The following is a 3271-nucleotide window of genomic DNA, read 5'->3' on the forward strand; positions in this document are numbered from 1 at the left end:
GAGGGCTTAGTCGTTTTTCATGAACCGCCGTGGTACGGAACCGTATGCCCGGTGGTGTGAGAGGACGGGGGAGGCGACTCCCCCTCCTACTCGATAGCGCTCACCCGCCTCGTCTAGGATGGCCGTGACGCAAGAGGGAGGGATGTCATGACCTGGGGGGCGACGAGCCTGCTGCTGGTGGCGATGGGAGGGGCGCTGGGGGGCATGGCGCGCCTGGCGGTGACCGAGCTGATGAGCCACTGGCTTGGCCACCGCTTCCCCTGGGGGACGCTGCTGGCCAACCTGAGCGGGGCGCTGGCACTGGGGGGGCTCGCTGCCCAGATGGGAACAGTCGGTTCCACACTGGTCTGGCAGCTTCTGGCCGTCGGCGGCCTCGGCGGTTATACGACGGTCTCATCGCTCAGCCTGCAAACCCTGACCCTGTGGCAGGCGGGGCACCGGCACCGGGCCGTGGCCAACATGCTGGTCACGGTGCCGGCCGGGGTTGGCGCCGTGGCCCTGGGTTGGTGGCTCGGGGGTGGCCAGGCATGACGAGCTGGTGCGGCTATCTGGCGGTGGGACTCGGCAGCGCCCTGGGGGCCATGCTGCGCCACCTGGTGTCGGTGGGGATGCTGCGTGCCCTGGGGCCGGCCTTTCCCTGGGGGACGCTCGCGATCAACCTGGTCGGCGCCTGGCTGATGGCCGCCTTCGCCGCCCATGCTGCCCATCGCCTCTCCGGCCGGGTCGCCCGCTGGCAACCCTTCCTGGTCACCGGCTTCTGCGGTGGCTTCACCACCTTCTCGCTGTTCGGCCTGGAGACGCTGCACCTCCTGCAGCGCGGCCAGCCCGGCCTGGCTCTGCTCTACGGCGCAGGCAGTGTCCCGCTGTGGCTGGGGGCCGCCTGGTTGGGCCAGCGGGCGGGCCGCCGCAGCGCTGCCTGACCCGGCCTCGCACGAGGCCGGGTCGGTGCCACGGTGCGATCACGCGGTGCGCTGCCCCTTCTTGCTCCCCTTGCGACTGCGGTTGTCGCCCTTGGCTTCCGGGGGCAGCGTGGTGCCCTGGCCGGGGAAGTGCTCCCGCACCAGCTTCAGCAGCCCCTGGGTCGAGCTGTCGAAGTCCTGGCTGTGCTCGTCGATGCGTTCGCTGATCTCGCCGGCGATGCGCTTGCCGAGCTGCACACCCCACTGGTCGAAGGAGTTGATGTTCCAGATCACCCCCTGGACGAACACCTTATGCTCGTACAGGGCGATCAGCGCCCCGAGGTTCTTCGGCGTCAGCTCGTCGAGCAGCAGCACACTGGAGGGGCGGTTGCCCGGGCAGCTGTAGGGGTCGAGGTCGCTGCCCTGCTGGCTGCCCTCCATGAAGGCGTTGGCCTGGGCCAGCATGTTGGTGAGCAGCGCGAAGTGGTGGTCCTCGAAGCCGGGCTCGGGCTTGAGCGAGGCGATGAAGTCGATGGGCACGTAGCGGGTACCCTGGTGCAGCAGCTGGAAGAAGGCGTGCTGACCGTTGGAGCCGGTCTGGCCCCAGACGATGGGGCCGGTCTTGTAGTCCACCGGGTGGCCGAAGATATCCACCGACTTGCCATTGGACTCCATATCGAGCTGCTGCAGGAAGGACGGCAGCTGATGCAGCGCCTGATCGTAGGGCACGATGGCCTGGGTCTCGGCGCCCTGGAAGTTGATATACCAGATCCCGATCAGCGCCATCAGCACCGGCATGTTGGCGGCGTTGGGGGCGGTCAGGAAGTGCTGATCCATTTCATAGGCACCCTCGAGCATCTCCATGAAGCCATCGAAGCCGATGGCCAGCGCGATGGGCAGGCCGATGGACGACCACATGGAGTAGCGACCGCCGACCCAGGCCCAGAACTCGAAGACATTCTCCTCGCGGATGCCGAATTCCATGGCGGCCTTGCTGTTGGTGGAGGCGGCGACGAAATGGGCGCCGACGTCGGCTTCCTCGCCGGCATTCTCCAGGAACCAGCGGCGCGCCGTCTTGGCATTCAGCAGCGTCTCCTGGGTGGAGAAGGTCTTGGTGGAGACGATGAACAGGGTGGTAGCCGGGTCGAGGCGCTTGAGCACCTTCTGGATATGGGTGCCATCGACGTTGGAGACGAAGTGGAAGCTCAGCTCCCCGTGGCGGTACTTGAGCAAGGCGCGGCAGGCCATGTTGGGGCCCAGGTCCGAGCCGCCGATACCGATGTTGACCACGTCCTTGATGCGCTGGCCACTGTAGCCTTTCCATTCGCCGCTGCGCACCGCTTCGGAGAAGCGACGGATCTGCTCGCGAGTGCTGTGGATCTCGGGCATCACGTCCTTGCCGTCGACCATCAGTGGTCCCTCGCCCAGGTTGCGCAGGGCGGTGTGTAATACCGGCCGGTTCTCGGTGACGTTGATGATGTCGCCGGAGAACATCTGGGCGCGGCGTTGGACCAGCGCCGAGTGGTCGGCCAACTCGAGGAGCTTGGCGAGTACGGCATCGGAGATGTGATGCTTGGAGTAGTCGAGGAAGAGCCCGCCGACCCGCAGGCTCATCTTGTCGAAGCGCTGTGGATCGGCGGTGAAGTAGTCGCGGATGCGGTCGTCGGCGGTCTGCGTCTGCAGGTGCTTCAGCGCCTGCCAGGTGACGCTGCGGGTAAGCTGAAACATGCGGGGCCTCGCGTTGTTGTCGTGTCGTCGCCGGCAAGGGCCGGGCTCAGTTGCTACGTTCCGATACCCAGCCACTCGCATCGGGAATGTTCATCTCGTAGTCCTGGTCGAGCCAGGGCGAGCTGAGCAGGAAGTCGGCGCTGGCTGGGTTGCAGGCTACCGGGACGTTCCACAGGGCGGCCAGGCGCAGCAACGCCTTAACGTCCGGGTCGTGGGGCTGCGGTGCGAAGGGGTCCCAGAAGAAGATCAGCAGATCAAGACCCTGCTCGGCGATGCGCGCCCCGATCTGCTGGTCGCCGCCCAGTGGGCCGCTCATCAGGGGCTCCACCTCGAGGCTCAGCCGGTCGGCGATTCGCCGGGCGGTGGTGCCGGTGCCGACCAGCTGGTGTCGGGCCAGGCTGGCCTGCCAGCGTCCGGCCCACTCGAGCATCTCGTCCTTCTTGCCGTCGTGGGCGATCAGCGCGATGCGTTTGCAAGCCGGCAAGGTACGCTGTACCTCTCGGCGCGGGCGTGCTTCATTCATGACGGGTCTCCACGTCAAGGATCTTGAGGGTGTTGGTGCCGCCGTGGGCGTTCATGTGGTCGCCGCGGGTGAGGATCACGTGATCGCCCGGCTCGGCGATGCCCTTCTCCACCAGCAGCGC

5 protein-coding genes are annotated in these 3271 nt (G+C 66.9%); 2 read left to right on the top strand and 3 right to left on the bottom strand.

Annotation, left to right across the window (positions count from 1 at the left end; translation table 11 throughout):
* Positions 1-147 precede the first annotated feature (147 nt).
* Positions 148-531 (top strand): fluoride efflux transporter FluC, encoded by a 384-nt coding sequence (locus FHR94_RS19300; RefSeq protein ID WP_183328375.1) that lies wholly within the window; start codon positions 148-150, stop codon positions 529-531.
* Positions 528-920 (top strand): fluoride efflux transporter CrcB, encoded by a 393-nt coding sequence (crcB, locus tag FHR94_RS19305; RefSeq protein ID WP_183328377.1) that lies wholly within the window; start codon positions 528-530, stop codon positions 918-920. Before FHR94_RS19300 ends, crcB begins: the two co-directional genes overlap by 4 nt.
* Before the next feature lie 39 nt (positions 921-959).
* On the opposite strand, the gene pgi is transcribed toward crcB, so the two are convergent.
* The 3 genes from pgi to FHR94_RS20015 all read right to left on the bottom strand — a co-directional run.
* Entirely contained in the window at positions 960-2627 is a 1668-nt protein-coding gene (gene pgi / locus FHR94_RS19310; protein WP_246390090.1) for a glucose-6-phosphate isomerase, read from the bottom strand.
* 46 nt (positions 2628-2673) lie between these two features.
* Complete coding sequence (locus FHR94_RS19315; RefSeq protein ID WP_183328379.1) at positions 2674-3150, bottom strand: methylglyoxal synthase; 477 nt, start codon at positions 3148-3150, stop codon at positions 2674-2676.
* Positions 3143-3271 (bottom strand): pyruvate kinase alpha/beta domain-containing protein (locus FHR94_RS20015; protein WP_343064693.1); only part of this gene is annotated, 129 nt, incomplete at its 5' end. The genes FHR94_RS19315 and FHR94_RS20015, both read right to left, overlap by 8 nt.

This window comes from Halomonas cerina (assembly GCF_014192215.1).
GTDB classification, from domain to species: domain Bacteria; phylum Pseudomonadota; class Gammaproteobacteria; order Pseudomonadales; family Halomonadaceae; genus Halomonas; species Halomonas cerina.